Source organism: Rheinheimera sp. ATLC3 (assembly GCF_059429535.1).
Genome location: NZ_CM182103.1, coordinates 1543952 through 1563981 on the forward strand (window position 1 = coordinate 1543952; position 20030 = coordinate 1563981).

At 50.3% G+C, this 20030-nt stretch carries 18 protein-coding genes; 4 read left to right on the forward strand and 14 right to left on the reverse strand.

What is annotated here, in order from left to right; genetic code table 11:
• Positions 1-8 precede the first annotated feature (8 nt).
• The 10 genes from pstB to AC5SV9_RS07310 all read right to left on the reverse strand — a co-directional run bounded on the left by pstB (position 9) and on the right by AC5SV9_RS07310 (position 13530).
• Positions 9-779: a phosphate ABC transporter ATP-binding protein PstB gene (gene pstB / locus AC5SV9_RS07265; protein ID WP_134057781.1), complete on the reverse strand. Its 771-nt coding sequence runs from the start codon at positions 777-779 to the stop codon at positions 9-11.
• 57 nt (positions 780-836) lie between these two features.
• Positions 837-2207, reverse strand: a complete 1371-nt coding sequence (gene pstA, locus AC5SV9_RS07270; RefSeq protein ID WP_475147571.1) for a phosphate ABC transporter permease PstA — start codon at positions 2205-2207, stop codon at positions 837-839.
• A 3-nt stretch (positions 2208-2210) separates the two neighbouring features.
• Complete coding sequence (gene pstC, locus AC5SV9_RS07275; protein WP_475147572.1) at positions 2211-3590, reverse strand: phosphate ABC transporter permease subunit PstC; 1380 nt, start codon at positions 3588-3590, stop codon at positions 2211-2213.
• 135 nt (positions 3591-3725) lie between these two features.
• Complete coding sequence (locus AC5SV9_RS07280) at positions 3726-4757, reverse strand: substrate-binding domain-containing protein (protein WP_475147573.1); 1032 nt, start codon at positions 4755-4757, stop codon at positions 3726-3728.
• A gap of 117 nt (positions 4758-4874) precedes the next feature.
• Positions 4875-6491: a diguanylate cyclase gene (locus AC5SV9_RS07285; protein ID WP_475147576.1), complete on the reverse strand. Its 1617-nt coding sequence runs from the start codon at positions 6489-6491 to the stop codon at positions 4875-4877.
• 136 nt (positions 6492-6627) lie between these two features.
• Positions 6628-8787, reverse strand: coding sequence for an SEL1-like repeat protein (locus AC5SV9_RS07290; protein WP_475147578.1), 2160 nt, complete (start codon positions 8785-8787; stop codon positions 6628-6630).
• 120 nt (positions 8788-8907) lie between these two features.
• Positions 8908-10917: a lipid IV(A) 3-deoxy-D-manno-octulosonic acid transferase gene (gene waaA / locus AC5SV9_RS07295; protein WP_475148327.1), complete on the reverse strand. Its 2010-nt coding sequence runs from the start codon at positions 10915-10917 to the stop codon at positions 8908-8910.
• Between the two features lie 6 nt (positions 10918-10923).
• Positions 10924-11706 carry a glycosyltransferase family 2 protein gene (locus AC5SV9_RS07300; protein ID WP_475147581.1) on the reverse strand — a complete coding sequence of 261 codons (783 nt, stop codon included), beginning with the start codon at positions 11704-11706 and terminating at the stop codon, positions 10924-10926.
• 2 nt (positions 11707-11708) lie between these two features.
• Positions 11709-12491 (reverse strand): glycosyltransferase family 25 protein, encoded by a 783-nt coding sequence (locus AC5SV9_RS07305; protein ID WP_475147583.1) that lies wholly within the window; start codon positions 12489-12491, stop codon positions 11709-11711.
• Positions 12492-12588: 97 nt separating this feature from the next.
• The gene (locus AC5SV9_RS07310; protein ID WP_475147586.1) at positions 12589-13530 is read right to left on the reverse strand and encodes a DUF6492 family protein; all 942 of its coding nucleotides are present in this window, start codon (positions 13528-13530) and stop codon (positions 12589-12591) included.
• 206 nt (positions 13531-13736) lie between these two features.
• On the opposite strand from AC5SV9_RS07310, the gene AC5SV9_RS07315 reads away from it, so the two are divergent.
• Genes AC5SV9_RS07315 through gmhB form a run of 4 tightly spaced genes read left to right on the forward strand, consistent with a single transcriptional unit; the run spans position 13737 to position 17409 of the window.
• Positions 13737-14318: a D-sedoheptulose-7-phosphate isomerase gene (locus AC5SV9_RS07315; RefSeq protein ID WP_475147588.1), complete on the forward strand. Its 582-nt coding sequence runs from the start codon at positions 13737-13739 to the stop codon at positions 14316-14318.
• Complete coding sequence (gene hldE / locus AC5SV9_RS07320; protein WP_475147590.1) at positions 14318-15778, forward strand: bifunctional D-glycero-beta-D-manno-heptose-7-phosphate kinase/D-glycero-beta-D-manno-heptose 1-phosphate adenylyltransferase HldE; 1461 nt, start codon at positions 14318-14320, stop codon at positions 15776-15778. Before AC5SV9_RS07315 ends, hldE begins: the two co-directional genes overlap by 1 nt.
• A complete protein-coding gene (locus AC5SV9_RS07325) occupies positions 15779-16855 on the forward strand; it encodes a glycosyltransferase family 9 protein (RefSeq protein WP_475147593.1) in 1077 nt (358 codons plus the stop codon).
• The gene (gene gmhB, locus AC5SV9_RS07330) at positions 16852-17409 is read left to right on the forward strand and encodes a D-glycero-beta-D-manno-heptose 1,7-bisphosphate 7-phosphatase (RefSeq protein WP_475147595.1); all 558 of its coding nucleotides are present in this window, start codon (positions 16852-16854) and stop codon (positions 17407-17409) included. The genes AC5SV9_RS07325 and gmhB overlap by 4 nt, the downstream gene beginning before the upstream one ends.
• A gap of 3 nt (positions 17410-17412) precedes the next feature.
• Here the strand turns inward: gmhB and AC5SV9_RS07335 are convergent, their stop codons facing one another.
• The 4 genes from AC5SV9_RS07335 to AC5SV9_RS07350 all read right to left on the reverse strand — a co-directional run bounded on the left by AC5SV9_RS07335 (position 17413) and on the right by AC5SV9_RS07350 (position 19991).
• The gene (locus tag AC5SV9_RS07335; protein WP_134057805.1) at positions 17413-17886 is read right to left on the reverse strand and encodes a peroxiredoxin; all 474 of its coding nucleotides are present in this window, start codon (positions 17884-17886) and stop codon (positions 17413-17415) included.
• A gap of 68 nt (positions 17887-17954) precedes the next feature.
• Complete coding sequence (locus AC5SV9_RS07340) at positions 17955-18704, reverse strand: class I SAM-dependent methyltransferase (RefSeq protein ID WP_475147596.1); 750 nt, start codon at positions 18702-18704, stop codon at positions 17955-17957.
• Complete coding sequence (locus AC5SV9_RS07345; RefSeq protein WP_475147599.1) at positions 18704-19405, reverse strand: DNA-3-methyladenine glycosylase I; 702 nt, start codon at positions 19403-19405, stop codon at positions 18704-18706. The genes AC5SV9_RS07340 and AC5SV9_RS07345 overlap by 1 nt, the downstream gene beginning before the upstream one ends.
• A gap of 91 nt (positions 19406-19496) precedes the next feature.
• Positions 19497-19991 (reverse strand): hypothetical protein, encoded by a 495-nt coding sequence (locus AC5SV9_RS07350; protein WP_134057811.1) that lies wholly within the window; start codon positions 19989-19991, stop codon positions 19497-19499.
• Between the last annotated feature and the right edge of the window lie 39 nt (positions 19992-20030).

Below are 20030 nucleotides of genomic sequence, written 5' to 3' on the forward strand. Positions count from 1 at the left end.
AAATACAATTAACCGTAACGTCCGGTAATGTAGTCTTCAGTGCGTTTTTGCTGTGGGTTAGTAAACAAATCATTGGTATTACCAATCTCGATAAGATTACCCAAATGGAAAAATGCCGTACGGTCTGATACCCGTGCAGCCTGTTGCATATTGTGTGTCACGATAACGATTGTGAAGTTTTGCTTCAGCTCGTCGATCAGTTCTTCAATAATCGATGTAGCAATAGGATCAAGCGCAGAACAAGGTTCATCCATCAGGATAACCTCCGGGCTGACGGCGATACTGCGTGCGATACAAAGACGTTGCTGCTGACCGCCGGATAAACCGGTACCGGGCTGATCTAAGCGATCTTTTACTTCATTCCATAACCCGGCGCGACGCAGGCTGGACTCAACGATATCATCCAGATCGGCTTTACGCTCTGCCAAACCATGTAGTTTAGGGCCGTAAGCAATGTTTTCGTAAATTGATTTCGGAAACGGGTTTGGTTTTTGAAATACCATACCAACCTGGGCACGCAATTGTACTACGTCTAGCGACGGCTCATGAATGTCGCGGCCATCCAGTGTAATACTACCGGTGACACGGCAATGTTCTATCGTGTCATTCATCCGGTTCATACAACGTAAAAAGGTTGATTTACCGCAACCTGACGGGCCGATAAAAGAGATCACCTCGTTCTGATACACATCCATGCTGATGCCATGCAGCGCTTCATTGTCGCCGTAAAACACCTTTACATCTTTCGCACTGATTTTTACCGGGGCTGAGTTACTCATGCGTTTATCCGTTACCTTAAAAATTAAATCTGTTTAACGTGGTGGTTTGTAAAAATTCTACCAGCGCTTTTCGTATTTCTTTCTCAACCAGATGGCCAGGCCGTTTAAGCCAATCATCATTAGCAGCAATACAATGATAGCGGCAGACGTACGGGCCTCGAAGAAGTTACGCAGCTCATTGCCCTGCCACAGGTAAATTTGCACCGGTAAGGCACTGGCCTGCTCAAAAGGTGATGTAGGTACCGACGCTACAAAAGACTTCATACCAATAAGCAACAAGGGAGCCGTTTCACCCAAAGCCTGAGCAACACCTAAAATAGCACCGGTTAAGATACCCGGTATTGCCAGTGGCAATACATGGTGGAAAATAGACTGCATCTTAGATGCTCCGAGCCCTAACGCCGCTTGCCGGATAGAAGGCGGTATTGCTTTAAGCGTTGAGCGGGTCGCTATAATAACCGTTGGCAACGTCATCAGTGACAATACCAGACCACCGACTATAGGCGCCGACATTGGCAGGTTAAACCAGCCAATTAATACCGAGGCACCGAGCAAACCAAATACAATAGATGGCACTGCGGCCAGGTTATTGATATTCACTTCAACCAGATCGGTCAGCTTGTTACGTGGCGCAAACTCTTCCAGGTAAATAGCAGCAGCCACACCCATAGGTACCGCCAGCAGAATGACCACCAGCATCATGTAGAACGAGCCCATAAAAGCCCCAGCCAAACCGGCGGACGCCAGTGAACTGCGCGAGTCCGGGTTCATAAACAGCGCCAGGCTGAAACGGTTCTGGATAATACCCTCAGCTTTGAGTTTATCTGCCCATTCACGCAGTGTCGCGCTCAGTTGTTGCTGTGCATCAGGCAGGCTACGGTCAATATTGCCTTTAAGCCAAACATCAATGTTGGCATCTGTCAGCAAATGCAGCGTACGCGTCTGGCCAATGATAGCGGGGTCGGCTACCACCATATCACGCAGCGCAAAGCGTTCACCCGATGTGACAATACGTGTCAGGTCGCGCCGGTGCTTGCTGGCATCAGGCAATATTTTTTGCAAACTGTCAGTGATAAGCCGGTTGAAGTTAATAAAGCCCACTTCAGTTTGCCATGCCAGGTCACGCTGGCGGAAGTCGTTATCAGACTCATCAGCTTGCTGCACCGGTTTTGGTGGGATTTTAATAATCGCCGGGTCAAAATAAATATCCAGTGTCACCGCAGACTGCCAGAATGCCGGCACACCTTTGGAAAATATATTAATAAATAGCACTGCGACCAGCGCCAAACTTATTAAAACCGCTGTTAGCCCCAGGCTGCGGAACAGCTTTTCTTTGCGATGGCGCTTGTTCAGCGAGGCAATCACTTTCTGCTGCACCAGGCTGGGTGCTGCCACAGGCTTAATCGGGTTCTCTGCAATAATGGTCATAACTTACTCGTATTGCTCACGGTATTTACGCACTATCACCAATGCCATCACATTCAGCAGCAGGGTAATAACGAACAGGGTCAGGCCGAGGGCGAATGCCACCAGCGATTGCGGACTGGAAAAATCATTATCGCCGGTCAGTTGGTTAACGATGGTAACAGTGACTGTCGATACCGCCTCAAACGGGTTTGCGGTTAGCGCCGGGCTATTACCCGCTGCCAGCACCACTATCATCGTTTCACCAATCGCCCGGCTAACTGCCAGCAAAATGGCACCGACAATGCCTGGCAATGCGGCAGGTAACACAACTTTTAAGATGGTCTCAGATTTCGTGGCACCAAGCCCAAGTGAGCCATCGCGCATCGATTTAGGCACCTGCGTGATAATGTCATCCGACAACGAAGAAATAAACGGGATAATCATAATCCCCATGACAACCCCGGCAGTTAATGCAGAAGTGGCGTTAATATCCAGCCCGATGGTGTTACCTAAGTCGCGTAAAAATGGCCCTACGGTAACCAGCGCAAAAAAACCATACACAATAGTCGGGATACCTGCCAACACTTCGATCATAGGCTTGGCGGTGTTACGCAGCTTCACCGGCGCATATTCGGCCAGATACACGGCGACCATTAAACCGAGCGGTATCGCCACCAGCATAGCAATGCCAGCAATCAGTGCGGTACCGGCCAGCAGCGGTACTAAGCCAAAATCGCCCTGCTCGCCTACCCCAACAGTAGAAAATCGGGGATTCCAGGTAGTACCAAAGAAAAATTCGGTGGGTGGGATATAACTGAAAAATTTCAGCGTTTCACCAACCATAGACAGCACTATGCCAATGGTGGTCAGAATAGCCACAGTGGAACACAGCACCAGTAACGCTTTAACCACGCGCTCTACCTGATGCCTGGCTTTTAGCCGGGGGGTAATCTTTTGCAAGCTCAGTAACATACCAATAGCAGCAATGACTGCCATCAGCGCGGTCAAAACTATAGCGCTGTTAGCTTTTAGCTGGCGCAAATGATCTGCCGCACTGAGCTCCCAGGCCTCTGCATCGGCCACCACGCCAAAATTACTGGCCAGGTTACTTATGCGCTGCGATACGACCCGCAGCTGTTCATCAGAAAGCGCAGTAACCTCTGTCGGCAATTGCGCTACCATCATGGCGTTGATAACAGCGGGTGACAACCACAACCACAACAGAAGAATAAAGAAAGCAGGCAATACAGCCCACAACCCCACCATCATGCCGTAATGATGGGGCCTGGAATGCATACGTAAATCAGAGTTAACTGTCGCCACTTTGCGGCTTCGGGTCATACCAAGCTGGTAGCCCAGTGCCAGCAAAACAAGCAGCACTACAATTAACGAAAGGTTACTCATGGTCGCTCCGTTTACAGCTTACATGTCATCAAATACTCTGCCTGGCAGTGTAAGCAGCTTTTGTTTCATTTTTATGACAGTCATAAAGTAAAAAAGAGAACCCAAAACAGGTTCTCTTTAATCAAGCAAAGCTGATTATAGCGACTTTTTCTGCTTAATGTTCTGAATCATTTCAGCACGCTCTTCGTCAGACAGCGGAATTAAACCCGCACTTTCCAGCACGCTGCCAAAACCAGACATTGCTTCGCTGACGTGGAACTGAGCATATTCCTGTAAGCCTGGGATCACACCGATATGTGCACCTTTCACATAGATGTAAAGTGGGCGCGATACCGGATATTCACCCGAAATAATTGTGTCCTGATTTGGCTCTACACCAGACATGGTGGCTACTTTGATGCGATCACGGTTAGCTTCGTAGAAACTCAGACCAAATACGCCAATAGCATCTTTTTGTGCAGTTAAGCGGGCCAGCGTCTCAGTATAATCGCCTGCGATTTCAACTACACGGCCGTCTGTGCGCATTGCGGTACAGAACTTATGCGCTGCATCTTTATCCATCGCTTTAACTTCGGCCAGTGTCTGACAACCCGGGACAACCGCTTTTTCTTCATAAACTTCACGGGTACCGTGGTTTGAACCAGGGATAGCAAGCAGAATATCCTGATCCGGTAAGCTGCTGTCAATCTGATTCCAGCGGGTGTAAGGGTTTGCAACCATTTTTCCGTTCTGAGGCACTTCGGCCGCCTGCGCTAAAAAGACGTGGCGTGGCTCCAGTTTAAAAATGGCAGCATCGGTACGGGAAGCAAACACAATACCGTCGTAGCCAATTTTCACTTCAATGATTTCTTTAACGCCGTTTGCTTTACAGGCTTCCACTTCATTCGGACGAATTTTGCGCGATGAATTGGCAATATCGATCGTGCTGGCGCCCACGCCCTGGCAGAACTGACGCAAACCACCTGAAGAGCCGCCTGACCCTACAACCGGCGTACGAAACTGAGCAAAGTTGTTACCAAATTCCTCAGCAACCACAGATGAAAACGGCAAAACTGTAGATGAGCCAGCGATCTGGATAGTGTCACGGCTTTGTGCATGCACTGCTGTTGACGCAGTCATGGCGATGGCAGAAGCCAACAGCAGATTTGAAAGTTTGTTCAGTTTCATATTAATTCCTCGGTCATCCGGTTGTATGTACGGGCCAATGATGTACGGATATAGTTTGCTGCACTTTTATTGCAGTAATATGACAACAAGGAATTATTTAACTTAGCCGTTGTGATGTCATTGCTGTACACAGCAACGATTACGGCCCTGATGCTTAGCTTGATATAACGCCTGATCGGCCCGTAGTAACAATTTATCAAGATCGTCCTGCTGCGGCATGTACATCGCAATACCAATACTGCAGCTAACTGACAGTTCACTGCCATCGCTGAGCTTAAACGGGTGGGCGGCGACAGTCATCCTAAGTCGTTCCGCTGATAGAATCGCCGTCTTCAAATCTATTTCAGGCATCAGGATAAAAAACTCTTCGCCGCCGTAACGTCCGGCTAAATCGCTGTCACGAATACTCTGCATACACAGTGCCGCAAACTCTGCCAATACTCGGTCTCCGGCGGCGTGGCCATACTGATCATTGACTTGTTTAAAGTGATCAATATCCAGCATCATTACGGCTAAATCTTTCTGATATCGGCTGGCACGGCGGATCTCAGCCTGCGCCTGCTGGATAATGACACGCCGGTTAGTCAGCCCGGTCAGGATGTCTGTGCTGGCCAATTGTAGTAGTTCTTCATTGCGCTCAACCAGTAAACGCTCGGTCTGCGCGTGCCGGCTCATCTCAGCCCGTAATGCAGCAGCCAGCCGCCGGTAGCGCAGCGTACAAAACGCCAGGAATGCGATAACCAGCAACATGAGTAACACTGACTTAATCAGCAGCCGGTAATCCGTAGCCACAGGCTCGGTGTAAATAAAATTATCCAGCGGACGCACAGTTTCAGCCATACCCAGTGCCTGATAGCTGGCTGCGATCTGTTGCCAGCGTTCCGGGTTCATATGCCCAAGCTCAACCAGTTCCGGCATAATCAGACTGCGGATTACACTAGCTTCATAATGTAAATGGGCTATGGATTTCTCAGGTGCGTAATGCTGATGAATATAGTTGACGCTGTAATCGATATTATCCAGTGCGAACTGCCAGCCATCCAGACTGGCTTGCCTGAAAGCCGCCGCCTGCTTTGGGTGCTGACGTACCCAGTCTGCGTTACCGATTAAGATATCCTGATAAAAATTAACGCCATATTCTACTGGCTGAATAACCCTGTATGGTATGCCTAACTGTTCAAGCAGATAAGGTTCATTAGACAAGTAGCCGTTAAACGCATCCGTTTTTCCGCTTATCAGGTCATCCAGTTTCATACTGGAATTGCTCAATTTCAGCTTACTGATATCAATGCCTTCTTTAGCAAAAACAGCAAGGAATTCGGCATTTTCCTGCGTCAGACTAAGTTCAAGCTTTCTGCTGGCAAGATCCTGCAAGGTATAAATATCGGAGTCAGCTCTGACCAACCAGACGTTCGGAGATTTTTGCAAGACTGCAGCCAGTGCAACCACCGGTCGCCCCTGCAGATAGGCAAGTACAGCCCCTGATGCTGACACCGCAAACAGCGCTTTACCGGCCAGCAATTGATCCAATGCAGATATCCCGGGAGCTCCGGGCACAATGGTGACCTTTAACCCGGCTTGCTGATAATAGCCTTGCTCCAGTGCCATATAGTAACCGGCGAACTGAAACTGATGATGCCAGCGTAACTGTAGTCTGATGTCATCATCAGCCTGTGCATTTAGCATCAGCAGCGCCATTATCAGCATAACCAGCCTGATAATTCTGTTATTCACTGTCCCTGTCATGTTGCTATAGCATTTGAATTGCCCGGTTTATAGATGCGGGAATGCATTCTCAGTATAGGACAGGCTTACCAAGCGTAAAGCAGGGCTAAAGAATAAAAAGCCGGCATAAGCCGGCCGGTATTGATTACGGGTTTAATAAACGGCTTAACTGAGCCTGGGCCAACGGCTCACTCTGCTCAGCTGCCCGTTGATACCAGTCGCGGGCTTTTGCCAGATCTTTACTGACCCCGCGGCCATATTCATACATCCAACCGAGGTTATACTGTGCATTGGCATAACCCTGCTCAGCGGCCTGCAAAAACAGCTCAGCAGCTTTTTGATCATCCGCTTTTACCTGGCGGCCGTTTTTGTAAAACAGGCCCAGTGCTGTCAACGCTCTGGGCACCTTTGCCGACAGTGATTGCTGATATAAGTCAAAAGCTTTGCGCTCGTCCATGCTAACGCCATAACCTTTCTCGTACATATATCCCAAATAAGCAAGTGCGCGCTGATGCCCTTGCTCAGCAGCTTTCTGGTACCATTTTACTGCCTGTTTGTCGTCCTGCCGCACGCCTTTGCCAGTTTCATAGCGTAGTCCCAGATTAAACTGGGCATCAGCATCACCTGTTGCAGCCACCTTACTGTACCAGTACAGCGCTTTCTCATCGTCCTGCGCTACGCCACGACCTGCGCCATACATAAAACCAAGATTGTATTGTGCAAACACTACGCCTTGCTCGGCAGCGCGTTGATACCATTTCACCGCCTCAGCATCATTCTGCTCGGTGCCTGTACCGTTGGCCAGACGTAACGCGGTCAGATATTGCGCTTCGGCATGCCCTTGCGCTGCAGCCCGTTTAAACCAATCAAACGCAGCGGCTTCATCAACAACCCCTGAGTCTCCCTGACTTAACAGCACACCTAGCCTGAACTGGGCCCCCATATCTCCGGCTTCAGCCGCCTGCTCAAACAACAGTGCCGCCCGTGCTTCATCTGTTTTAACGCCCCGCCCTTCACTCAGGTGCACGGCAAGATAGTAACAAGCTGTCGCATCCTGGCCGTTACACGCAGCTTCAAGCGCCGCGACAGCTTTACTGTCATTGTTACGAACACCACGACCGATAGAATAGCTGATGCCAAGCTCACGTTGTGCTTCAATCAAGCCCTGGGAAGCCGCCCTGCTAAATAGATCAAAGGCCCGGCTTTCATTTTTGGCCACTCCTTGCCCACGCAGATAGTAATGCGCCAACTGATAGCCTGCCCGAGCATGGCCCTGATCCAGCGCACGCTGATACCAGCCAATGGCCTGGTTAATATCAGCTGGCGCCCCCCGGCCACTCTGGTAACGCTCTGCCACAATATATTGCGCATCGACATCGCCCTGAGCTGCCGCTCGCTCGTACCACAGCAGTGCGCTGGCATCATCCTGTGTCACACCCCGGCCATTTGCATACATAAAGCCGAGGTTATACTGTGCCAGCACATATTGCTGCTCAGCCGCTTTGCGATACCAATAAACAGCCAGCGCATCATCCTGCGCTAACCCTTTGCCATTGGCATGGGCTACGGCCAGTTGATATTGCGCCTGCGCCATCCCCTGCTCTGCAGCCTGGCCAAACCAATGTGCCGCCTCAGCGTCATCAGTCTTTACGCCATAACCGTTGGCATACATCGCCGCCAGATTAAACTGGGCATCCACCCCACCGGCCTGTGCTAATGGGTACCAGTGGCTAAACGCTTCGTCGTAGCGCTGGCGCTGAAACGCGCGCATGCCGATATCGAAATTGGCCTCTGCCGGTGCTAATACGGCTAATTCAGGCGGCTTTGCAGCCTTTGGTTTGCTGCTCGCCTGCACCGCTGCGCTGTCTGCTGCAGTTGCAGTGTCATCTGCTGCAGAGTTTACCGCATCAGCTGTTTTCACTATTGAGGTATCGGGTACTGCCGCTGGTAGCGCTTCAGCTACAGCGCCAGCTTGCTGTGATTTGTGTTGCTGTAATCCTGAGGCAATATCCTGCTGTGCACGGAACGATTCAGCAAAATCGGTACTGTTTGATGCCGCTTGCTCCAGCCAATAGGCCGCTTGCAGTGCATCTTGTTCTACGCCCTGCCCCATAGAATAGAGCTTAGCCAGTTCAAACTGAGCCTTGGTATTACCTTCCAATGCAAGCGCCTGCCATATCTGCGCGGCTTTGTGATAGTCACCTTGCTGATATGCTGCTACTGCTGTTTCAAATTGCTGTTGCGGTTCTGCTGCCAGCATAAAACTACTCAGCATGGCGCCTGTTATTATTCTGTTTAGCCGCATAGATGCCCCTCCACTAATCCTTGTTATACCAAAGATTAGTGTTCACACCAAGGGATGAACCAAGATAAAAAGTGAACCTGACGTGAATAAAACGGGCAAAACTGAGACCAGCAACAAAATTTAGCCGTTAAATTGCTGCTGATACCCCTGCAACAACGCTGGCCATTGTTCGGGTTGCCACTGAAAAGCACCATGCAGGCGACGCTCTTTTTCAAGTGAACGGAGCAACCGCTCCAGGTTCTGCTGCTGCCAGCTGCCCGCAGTGCGAACATCACACTTGTCAAAGTCAATCAGCCAGAACTGGCCATCTGCTGCAAGTAGAATATTGTGACAATTCAGATCCGAGTGAAATACGCCATGCCGGTGAAACCGCGCAATCATGGCGCCAACCTGTTGCCACTGCTCAGGCGTTAGCGCTTGCAGCAATAATAACTGAGCTAAATCTGTGGCACCTGCTATGCGCTCAATCAGAATGTCTGCACTATAACCAAAGCTACGTTGTTGATAACGTGCTGCGCAGGGCCGGGGAACGGGTAACCCCCAGCGCCGCATCTGGCACAACAGCCTGAACTCCGCCATAGCGCGGCTTAACAACACCGGCTCAGGCCAGAAGATATCCTTGTTAAACTTGCCTACGACCCCGCCACGATAATAGTGCCTGAGTACAGCTTGTTTGCCCTGTTGCTGAATAAACCAAACAGTATTTCGGCCTCTGGATTGTCCGGTTATCAGGCCTTGTTGCTGCCAGAACGCCGGCTCAAAATAGCCTGGCTCAAACTGCGGAAAAAACGCCGGATCAAACCAGGCGGTGCTGCCATCGAACCTGGCGATCCTCATCTGCGCCAGCGGCAGTAAAGCTTCTGCCTGCAGCATAATGCGGGCTATCGCTCCCTGCTGTTTACGATACAAGTCCAGGCCTTTGTTACCCAACTGCAGCGCAATTTCAGGCTGTTGTGTAAGTTGTTGTACCGCTGCGGCCAGGCTGGCAGCATCAGACACGGCGATATAAGCCTGCTGCTTGCCAAGCTGGCTAAACACCTGCTGAAAGTTAAATACATGTGGCCCGGCTATTACAGCTTTGCCAAATGCCATCGCTTCCAAAGGATTATGACCACCACGCTCGATCAAACTGCCACCGATGAAAACAAAACTGGCCAGCTGATACCAGCTTAATAGCTCGCCCATCGAGTCGGCCAGCCATATTGCCGTTGTCGTGTCGGGCAAAGCCCCACTGCTGCGACGAACAAAAGTAAGCTTATGCTGTGTCAGCAATTGGGCTACCGCATCAAAACGCTCGGGGTGACGCGGCACCAGAATCAGTAACAGCTGAGGAAATTGTATTTTTAGTTTCTGATAAGCCTGAATTAACAGTTCATCCTCACCGGCATGGGTACTGCCAGCTACCCACACAACACGCCCGTCAATAGCCGGCTGCAACGCTGTCGCCAGTTGCCGGCTGCTGCCCGGAATATCGAGCTCAAATTTAATATTGCCAGCGACTGCAACACTATTAGCACCCAGGACACGAAACCGCCTGGCACTGGTATTATCCTGTGTCAGAATTTGGCTGATCTGCTGCAGCATAGGTTTAGTCAGCTCACTAAAGCGCCGGTAACCTTTGGCCGAGCGGGCAGATAAGCGGGCATTGACTACCAGCGTAGGGATTGCTAACGCTTTACAGTTTGCCAGTAGATTTGGCCATAATTCTGTTTCCAGAATTAACAGCAATTGTGGCTGTAGTCTTTTTAACCAGCGACGCATCAATATAGGGTAATCAAATGGCAAGTAACAATGCGACAGCAGCCGGCCCTGTTGTTTCTGTTCATGCAAAAACCTGACAATAGCTGCAGAAGCCGTCGGTGTCGTGCAGGTTAATGTCAGGGGTAATTGCGGGTAAGCCTGCAGCAGGTTTTTAAGCAGCGGTTTGGCCGCATTAAACTCCCCCACCGATACCGTATGTACCACTATGCAACCTCTGGCACTTAATGCAGGTAGGACGAAAGCAAAGCGCTCGGTAAACCGCTGCCGGTAGGCTTTGTCTTTGCGCGAACGCAATAGCAGATACACTATAAGCACCGGTGTCAGCAGCAATAACAGTGTACTGTACAGAATCCTTAAAAGTAGAAACATCACGCTTTAGCCACTAACTTTATTGGCTTTAGCATTTGCTACCATGGTCGCCAGTGCAGCATACTTATGAAACGCATACTGCCCAAGCACAATCGCCATTAGCAAGCCGCGCCAACCGTCCAGAAAACCCAGCCGTAGTACGTACTGCTGCAAAAAATCGGTAAAAAACCGCAAAATAGCATAGGCCAGACCCGCTTTTTTACCGCGGGCAAACTTGTCCTCAGCGCCAAGGCAGGCATATTTGATATGCTTCTCCTGACAATGCTGATAACTGCGCCAGCTATGGTGAATAATCGCTGACTTCAATACTCTTACTTTTTCATAAGGCAGTAACAGCGTTTCATGCACCTGGCGGTCTTTAAAGCTGGCACCGGTTTTTAAGAATAGTTTACCCTGAGGTGTGGAATAGCGGCCGCGCTTGAGCAACTTGCCAAAGAAGTAAGTATGCCACGGCATTTTAATAAAGTTGGCGTCCAGCTCTGGTTCAGACAGTACCCGATCAATCTCTGCTTTCAGCTCTGGCGTCAGTATTTCATCGGCATCAATGCTCAGTACCCAGTCATGCTCGCACCAGGCCAACGCCCGGTTACGCTGTGGACCAAAACCCGGCCAATCGGTCTGATACACTTTGTCAGCGTAACGCTCGGCGATTGCCACAGAGTTATCTTTACTACCTGAATCTACAACGATCAGCTGGTCTACCCAGCCAGCAAGAGACTGCAGGCAGGCTTCTATTCTGTCTTCCTCGTTGCAGCAGATCACAAAGCAGGAGATTTTACGGCTGCGCATACTTATACCTTTTCTGTTGCTGACGAAGCGTTATATTGCACTGACGAAAGATCACCAGACAGATACTTTTTACGCACTGCACGCAGTTGCAGGCGGTACATCAAATTACGCCAGAAAGAGGTTCCGCCTTTACGGGTACCGCCACTCATTTTGTCGATTTCACTTTCGAAACGACTGGCAGACCATAAACGGTAAGGCAAAATCGAATACACCGACAGCCCCAGCTCAGGATAAAACTGCAAATCAACATCGACCGGCCGGAAAAACCGTGGCCGGCTGAGCAATTTCTTCGCGCCTTGCAGCGTTAACGCATAGCCGGTGGTACAGTTTGGTACTTTGGCAAAATTAACCAGCTGATAGCCATCGCCTAGCGCTAATTTTTGCTCGCCTTTACCATCGCGATCATCGGCCAGCTTAATCATATCCCAGTTATCTAACTGGCTGATTTTCTGCAGCACGGCAATAAAGTCGGGTTCTACATCGATATCATCTTCAAGGATAAGTGCCAGCGGGATCTGCTCATCCACCATACGCTGCCACAGGGTTCTGTGACTTAAGTAGCAGCCAATTTCCCCCGGCGACAACGGCCGCCGAAATTTCTCCCGGTTCAGCTTTCTATCATAACAAGCGTTAATAGCCTGTTCCGACAGGCTTTTGCCGTAAATGGCACTAAAGCGCTCAGCCTGCAGCCCGAGCTTGTCCAGCTGCTCAGTAGCAGATTTGTAACGCTCCGGGTTTGAATCCAGGTTTATCAGCCAGACAGGAAAGCTCAACTGTTGTGCCATTATGTTTTCCATTTTATTTTTATCTGTCGCGTTATTTTACCTAACAAACACCGTTTTACCTAGGCAGTGGCTATACGGCCAGTGTCTGGCTGCTTATTTACTGAGCCGGTTCAAACAACAACGCCAATGATGGATCCGGCTGTTGCTGAATAAAGGGGGCTAAGCGCTCAAACACCTGTTTCGGCGGTAAGCGGGTTTTGCTACCCACCACACAGAATAAGCCGGGGTTCTCCGGTGCGAAGCTGTCTGCTACCTGCCAATGCTCGTAGGGGTGAGAGTCATGGATCAGCAACAGCTGTGGTACTGCTTCGGTACCGGCAATAACATGGAATTTTTGCAGCATATTTAGCTTTAACGCACAAAGATAATACAGTGAATACTCGGTCCATTTCAGTTTCAGGTAACGGCCAATCCACCAGTTACGCGGATCTGAAGGGTTATGTAACGAGCACAACCCATCCACCCAGTTTTGATTGGCAGCTTTTGGCGTTAACTGCTGCATCAGCTGCTGGCTGATGGTTCTGGACATTAGCGCCGGCGTAACCGTCATACCAACGCCCTTAGGGCCGATATCCGGGCTTATCCCCAGCAGCCGGGCAGAAGAACGCCACCATTTCGGATGCTGCGCCCGCTGCTCATACTGTAACAGCGCCTTGCCATCAACAATGAGCTGCTGCTCGCTAAGCGGCTTTAAGCATACGACATCCGCATCCAGCGTCAGGTAAAACTCATTCGCCACCTTATCGGCGATAGCAATTTTAACCAGTTGCTGCTTACGCCAACCCCGCATTTTTGGATAACGTTTAAACTCAGGCAGTAATTCGTCCTCCGACAGCACTATGATATTCAGCGACTGCCAGCGGGCATATTCCTGTTTTACCAGTTCTACCTCCTGCCCGGGTACTACGATAAACAATTCGCTGATAAGCCCCGGCGCCATAAAGGTGCTGAGCGACGTGAACAGAATATGCGCACGCTTTAAATCGTTTACATCATAACTACCACTGGCTTTGAGCGGTAGCACGGCACTGATTGCCATAAACACTCCTTGTTGTCTAAACAGGGTCGTATCAGATTGTTAGCGGTTTTAATGCCGCCCGATAATAACCTTGGGCATAGCACTGCAAAAACCGGCCTGAAAAAGTGCATTAGCTTACCCGAAGCACCGTGCACGAGTAAAAACTTCTTTTGCAATAGGCAAGATCCGTTAAAATAAGCTCACCTGTGCACCGACTTGAGCCTGACATGCCAAATATGACCCAAAGTTTTCTGGATAGTTTAAAACGCCATCGCGACGCCTTTGCCACCGTAGAGGCCTATCTCGACGATGCAATGCAATTACTTAACGCTGTGCAGAATAGCCTGGCGCAGGGCGGCAAAGTGGTATGGATGGGTAACGGCGGCAGTGCCGCAGACAGCCAGCATCTGGCGGCTGAATTTATGGTGCGCTACAAAGCTGAGCGCGGGCCACTGGCATCAATAGCGTTAACTACCGATACGTCTATTTTAACCGCGCATGCGAATGACTATCACTTTGACAGCGTATTTGAACGCCAGGTACGCGGCCTGGTGCGGCCGCAGGATGTGGTAATTGGCCTGACAACCTCCGGCAAAAGCCCGAATATTAATCTGGCGCTGCAAGCTGCCAACGAGCTTGGTGCTTACACAGTAGCGTTAACCGGCCGTGATGGTGGTCTGGTAAAAGATATTGCCAAGCTGCCTATTATTGTAAAAAACGACGAAACAGCCCGCATTCAGGAAGTGCACATGTTTATTGGCCACTGGCTATGTGAAGCGCTGGATTTGGCTATCGCAGGGAATAACTGATGATTGATCTTAGCCTGCTGCAAAACTTGTCTTCAGCCGCTGTGCTGGTGGTCGGTGACGTCATGCTTGACCGTTACTATAACGGCGACTCGCAACGTATTTCCCCTGAAGCACCGGTACCGGTAGTGAAGATCAGCAAAATAGAAGACAAAGCAGGCGGCGCGGCTAACGTGGCGCGTAACATTGCCCATCTGGATGGCAAAGCCGGCTTATTAGGTATTATTGGCGACGACAGCGCAGGTATCTCATTACAGCAACTGTTAGCCGGCGAGCAAATTCATTCAGAACTGGTTAGCCAGCAGCATAAACCCACTATTGCAAAAATCCGAGTTGTCTCGCGCCAGCAGCAAATTGTCAGGCTAGACCAGGAAGAAACCTTCAGTATAGAAGATGCGAAGCGTCTGGCTGAACACTTTGCCGCCGTTTATCAGCAATACGATGTGATAGTGTTCAGCGATTACAACAAAGGCTCGCTGCAACAGATTGCCGGTATGATTAAACTGGCTAAGGCTGCCGGAAAAACCGTATTAGTCGACCCTAAACAAACCGATTTGTCGGTATATGCCGGTGCCGATGTTATCACCCCCAACTTAGGTGAATTCAGAGCTGCCGGTGGCAAAACCGGCTCGGTCGAAGACATGCTAAGCTCAGCCAGAAAGCTGATGCAGGATGCCGGTTTAGCATCCATTTTGCTAACCCGTAGCGAACAGGGTATGAGCCTGATTACTGCCAATGAGCATTTCCACTTCCCGGCGCAGGTACTGGAAGTCAGTGATGTGACCGGTGCCGGCGATACCGTCATTGCCACCTTAGCCGTTATGTTAAGTGCCGGTATGTCGCTGCACGATGCCACACAACTGGCGAACCTGGCTGCTGGTATAGTAGTGGGTAAAGTCGGCGCCGCAACAGTATCGCCGGAAGAGCTGGCAGCAAAACTGAATAAAGATTTATTCCGTCAGGGCGATTTCTACCAGACACCGTTTGACAAAGTAGTGCAGCATATCCGTTTTGCGCGCCAGAGCGGTGAACGTATTGTGTTTACCAATGGCTGCTTTGATATTTTACACGCTGGCCATGTGCGTTACCTGGCGCAGGCAAAAGCACTGGGCGACCGTTTAGTCGTCGGGCTAAATTCAGATGCTTCAGTGCGCCGCTTAAAAGGCGAGCAGCGGCCCATTAACTCACTGGAAGACCGGGCCACAGTGCTGTCCAGTCTGGCCAGCGTCGACTGGGTAGTACCTTTTGGCGATGACTTAAGCGAAAACGACACCCCGCTGCAGCTTATCAGTACTATCTTGCCTGATGTGTTGGTCAAAGGCGGCGATTACAGCCTCGATACTATCGTCGGCGCCGATGTCGTTATCGCTAATGGCGGTGAGGTACAGGTATTAACCTTTGTTGATGGCCGTTCAACCAGCAAAGTTATCCGTAAAATTCAGGATCTGCAGGGAAAACAATAAGTGGTTAAGCAGTGGAATCCGGCAAACCTTAACTCAATTTGTATTTTACGCCTGTCGGCAATTGGTGATGTGTGTAATGCAGTGTCTGTGGTACAGGCTATTCAGCGACAATACCCAAAGGCGCAAATCACCTGGGTCATCGGTAAGGTAGAGGCTGTGCTGCTGGCAGGGCTGCCCGGCGTGCGCTTTGTTGTATTTGACAAAAAACAGGGCAAAGCAGCCTACAGCCAGTTGAAACAAGCGCTTAAGCACGATTACTTTGATGTATTGCTGCATATGCAGGTCGCTTTTCGCGCTAACGTAGCGTCTCTGTGCATTAATGCCGGCAAAAAAATTGGCTTCGACTGGCATACTGCAAAAGAATTCCATGCGCTTTTTATGCGCCACCGTATAACGCCAGCGCCACGCAGCCATGTGCTGGACGGGTTTCGCCAGTTTGCCAAAGCCATTGGCGTCACTGAGCAAACCCTCGGCCACCCCCCAAGCTGGCAGCTGCCTATCAGCGATGCTGACGAGCAATGGGCCAAAGCGCAACTGGCTGCAACCGGCAATAGCAGAACTTTCATCATTAGCCCGGCGGCCTCTAAAGCAGAGCGTAACTGGTTAACGGAGCGCTATGCCGCTGTAGCAGATTACGCCACTGAACAAGGCTTTGCCGTGCTGCTATGCGGTGGCCCGACTGAACTGGAGCGTAATTTAAGCCAGGCAATATTAGCGCAGGCCAAACATCCGCTAACGGATTTGACCGGCAAAACCAGCTTAAAACAACTACTGGCGCTGCTTAAACATACCAGCCTGGTATTAGCACCCGACACCGGCCCTGCCCATATGGCTGTGGCTGTAAATACACCGGTGATAGGTTTATATGGTCATAGTAACCCCGATCGTACCGGGCCTTATTTATTCCGCCGGTACGTGGTCGAGGTGTATCACCAATCATTATTGCAGCAGCAAGGCAAAACGGCCGATCAGCTAAAATGGGGCACCCGGGTAAAAGGCAGCAATATCATGCAGCAGATAAGTGTCGCTGCGGTAACCGCCATGTTTGATACCGTAGTAGCGGAGCAACGGTTGTGAGCATTAAACCAGCGGTTAAAGCCGCATTTTTAGACCGTGATGGCGTAATCAATGTTGATCACGGCTATGTCAGCACTGCAGAACAATTTGAGTTTATCGACGGTGTCTTTGCGGCCTGCCGTTATCTGCAGCAGCAGGGTTACCTGCTGATTGTGGTGACAAACCAATCGGGTATTGGCCGTGGCTATTACAGCGAAGAGCAGTTCTGGCAACTAACCGCCTGGATGAAACAGCAGTTTGCCGAAAACGGCGTTAATATTACCGACGTCTTCTTTTGCCCACACCACCCGGTGAATGCCGAACCACCTTACCGGCTTGACTGCAATTGCCGCAAACCTGCGCCGGGCATGTTACTGCAGGCAATAGAGAAATATGGCATTGATGCCAAACAAAGCCTGATGTTGGGTGACAAAAAAGCCGATATGCAAGCTGCCAAAGCCGCCGGCGTTGGCCGCAAAGTGCTGGTGCTATCAGGTCAGAGCCTGAGCGGGGAAGATAAGGCCAGCGCTGATGAAGTCTGGCCTTCGATAAAAGCAGCGTTAACGCAGATATAACGCTTACAGCGCCGCCAGGATCACTTCGGCTTTACTGACTTCAAAGGTTTTCGGTGCTTCCACATTTAGCAGTGTCACCACGCCATTTTCGACAATCATGGCATAACGCTGTGAACGCAGACCACCAAAATCGCCGGTTTCCATAGTCAGACCAATGGCTTTATGAAATGCCGCGCCGCCGTCCGCCAGAAATACAATCTCTTCTGCATTCTGGCTTTTCGCCCAGGCACTCATGACAAAAGCATCATTAACCGCCGTACAGACAATGGCATCGACACCTTTGGCTTTAATCTGGTCGGCCAGTGTAATGTACCCCGGTAAATGCGCCGCAGAACAGGTCGGCGTAAAAGCCCCCGGTACGGCAAATAACACAACTTTTTTATTGGCAAAGATCTGGCTGGTGGTCGGGTTCATCACCCCTTCTTTCGTCAGTTGGGAAAAACTAACTTCCGGTAATTTATCGCCTGTTTTAATCATGGTTGCTCCCCTGTGCGCTAAGCGTTGGTTAAATCATTAATGTTAAATAAGTTGCTGACAAAATAGCATTACATTGCTGCATTAATATACACATCAAAACGATTATTCTTACCACCGACTTCCATCGTGGGTTTAACACCCGCTAAATATTCAGCATAACCTGGCCGTTTTACCACCACCCGCTTTTGTGCCAGCTGCAGTGCAGGTGCCAGCAGGGCATCGGCGTCGGTGTCGCTGCCAACCACATCATGGAAAGCCCGCATCTCTTTTTTTACCAGTGCGGTTTTATCCCGTGGCGGAAACATAGGATCCAGATAAACAACGTCTACCTTTGCATGTGTGGTAAGTGCGTGCAGCGCGCTGCTGTGCAGTAGCTGCATCCGCTCTGTCAGCCAGCTTAGCTCTGCTGTTTGCGCACCACGGCGCAAACCATCATATAATAGCGCTGCAACAGCCGGGTTACGTTCAACCAGCGTCACGCTTGCGCCCAAGCTTGCCAATACAAACGCATCACGGCCCAGCCCTGCAGTAGCGTCAAGCACCGTAATATCACGTTTTTTCTGTAAGCCACAGGCTTTAGCAATGGCCTCGTTTTTACCCCCACCATGCTGGCGGCGGTAACTGGCAGCACCACTGGCAAAATCGACGACAATATCGCCCTGCTTTGGTAACTCTGAATGGCGCAATACCAAAGCGCCCTGCTGCCAGGCCAGATGCCAGCCACTGACATTGTCGGCCAGAGTAAGATTAAATTGCTGGCTCAGGCTGTCGGCATAGCCGCCATCCAGTTCAGGGCTGTGTAAAATGCTAAACGCCATTAACGCTGCATCCCCACCACATTTTCACCAACACTTAGCGCAATAATCTGACTTAGCTGCTGCATACTACGGCCAGATTGCTGTTGCCACAGATTAAACTGCTGCTGTATTTGCTGTAGGCTGCGCTTACTGTTAACACCACCATCAAATACGTTAGTTGCACGCAGGTACGCCTCAACATCGTCGCTAAGAATAAAAGTATCTTTGCCAATCGCCCTAAGTGCATAGGGGCCGGTATTACCGCCAAGACGGGCGCCATGTTTTTTCAGATACGCCCATAAACCGGTAATGTCGCCAACAGGCCAGTCGGCCAGAAAGCGGGCAAAACTGCCGTGTTTTCGGGCAATATCGTCAATCATCATTGCATTGTGACGAATGGTAAACACCTTGGCTGCATTTCGGATAATACGCTCATCACGCGCCTTGGCTTCAAGCATCTCATCACTCATCAACAGCATTTTTTCGATATCAAAATCAAAAAAAACTTCACAAAAGCCCGGCCACTTTTGCCTGACAACCCGCCAGACAAAACCGGACTGAAACACTTTTTTGGTCAGTTCACCAAGTAGAACGTTGTCGGGTATGGCCGCGATATCAGCAGCAGTTGCACTTTGCCCAAGCAGCGCTTCCAGTGCCGTAGCGCCGCCTTTGCGATCACAGGCACGCTGATAAATTTGTTGGAAAGATTCAGCAGTTTGCACCAGGTTATCCATCTCTCAAAAATAAGAGCAACAGTGTAACTGCTGCCCCTATATCAATGCCAGTTCTGCTGTGTTACCAAGGTAAAAGCGCTTAAAACGCCGGCGCCTCGCCAGTGCCTTTTAACGTACAAACGCCATTTTCCAGTACCACCGCGGGTTTAGGCACCACAGCACAGTCAGACATCAGACCCAGCCGGTCATTTTCTGATTTCACGGCCGCATTGTATTTACTGATCAGGGCCATTATCTGGCTTTCATTACCCTTTTTCGTCGAGAGCGCAATATAGCTTGATGGCCCGCCACAGGGCTTACTGCCAAAGCCAACCACCTTGCACTGCTGAACATTATCGGCTTCTGGCTCACCAATCAGCGCCATAATTTCAGCCCGCATGGCCGGTAAACTTGCTTGATCTGCCATTTGCTGTTTCCTCGCTTTTACTGCCGCTACCGGGTTGGTTTGTGGGTCAATCGGCTCAACCAACGGCTCTGGCGGCAAGCGCTCAGCATTTGAGCCGTTTGCTGCCTGGCCCTGCTGACAACCCGCCACAGCCAGCGTCATAATAAGTATCAATAACTTGGTGCGCATAGTGTCTCCTTCCTGTCCGACATTCAGCTTGGCAGAGCA